The sequence below is a fragment of the Burkholderia sp. Bp9099 genome, assembly GCF_003857805.1.
GTDB lineage: Bacteria > Pseudomonadota > Gammaproteobacteria > Burkholderiales > Burkholderiaceae > Burkholderia.
Window position 1 is genome coordinate 1 of the sequence record NZ_QTPU01000091.1, and the last position, 1149, is coordinate 1149.

General features: G+C 68.1%; 2 protein-coding genes. One reads left to right on the plus strand and one right to left on the minus strand.

Annotated features, from left to right (window positions below):
- The coding region (locus DIE17_RS37010; RefSeq protein ID WP_260439303.1) for a LysR substrate-binding domain-containing protein at nt 1-237 on the plus strand (237 nt) is incomplete at its 5' end.
- Nucleotides 238-255: 18 nt separating this feature from the next.
- Here DIE17_RS37010 and DIE17_RS37015 read toward each other — a convergent pair.
- Nucleotides 256-1149, minus strand: an 894-nt coding sequence (locus DIE17_RS37015; protein WP_148095677.1) for an alginate export family protein, incomplete at its 5' end; no start/stop codon positions are given.

The window sequence follows — 1149 nt, forward strand, 5'->3', positions numbered from 1 at the left end:
AGTGAAGTGTTGCGCGAGGCCGTGCTCGACGGCGCCGGCATCGCGCTGCTGCCCGACTGGCTCGTCGATGCCGATGTCCAGTCGGGCTGCCTGCGCAGGCTGTTCGAAGCGTACGACGTCACGCCCGATGCGGCGCGCTCGGTCGTGACCGCGCTGTACCTGCCGAATCAGCGCGGCTCGAAGCGCGTCACCGCGTTCATCGATTTCGTCGAGGCGCTCGCACGCGCGCAGCCGTGAGCCGCGCGGCTTGCCGCGTTACCAGCCGAACTTCGCCTCCATGCCGACGTAGTCGGCATTGCGCGCGCCGAGCGCGCGAATCGAATCGGCGACCTGGAAATGCACGGCCTCGACCGCCAGCGCCACGTTCGCATTGACCAGCCAGTCGACGCGCGCCTGCGCATACATGCCCGTGCGCGCGCCGCCCTTGCCGGCCGTGCCGGGCACCGCCTGCATCCCCTGCCCGTAGATCGCATCGGCGGTCGTCTGGCGCCACTGGAAACCGACCGCGGTCAGCACCGTCACGTTGCTGGCCGGCTTGAACGTCAGCGACGGCTTCACGTGAATCAGGTTGCTGTAGCCGGTGTAGCCGGCGAGCGTGAAGTAATAGCCGTTCGGGAACAGCGGATTGAAGGTGCCCATGCGCCCGTCGCCGGGATGCTTGTCGCCCGACGCGCCGTCGACCTGGATGCCGATGCGCGGCGTGCCCGGCGCTTTCGCGAACGTGTAGCCGCCGAGCGCGCCAAAGGCCCATGCGCCGATCGTGTCCTGGCCGATGTGGCCGGTCTGCAGCATCGCTTCGGCGTCCCAGTCGAACCCGGAAGACTTGCCCGCGTAGCGCATGTCGAACACGTCGCGCCGCTCGGTGCCGGCGCCGGCGAGATAGCGCGCGTTGTCGCGCGTATAGCGTGACCAGTAGGCCGACAGTTCGCCTGGGCCCACGGCGTTGTGCTCGATCCGCACGCCGTCGAAGCGCAGGTGCCGATTCGACACGTCGTCGAACACCGCGTCATTGCGATATTGCACCGGACGCGTCACGTAGCCGATCAGCCGCCAGTTGCCGATTTCGTAATCCGCCCACAGCGCGTCGAATGCCTGACGAACGTTCGGGCCGTCCCGCACCGACACGAACCGCTGCAGGTCGTACGCCAT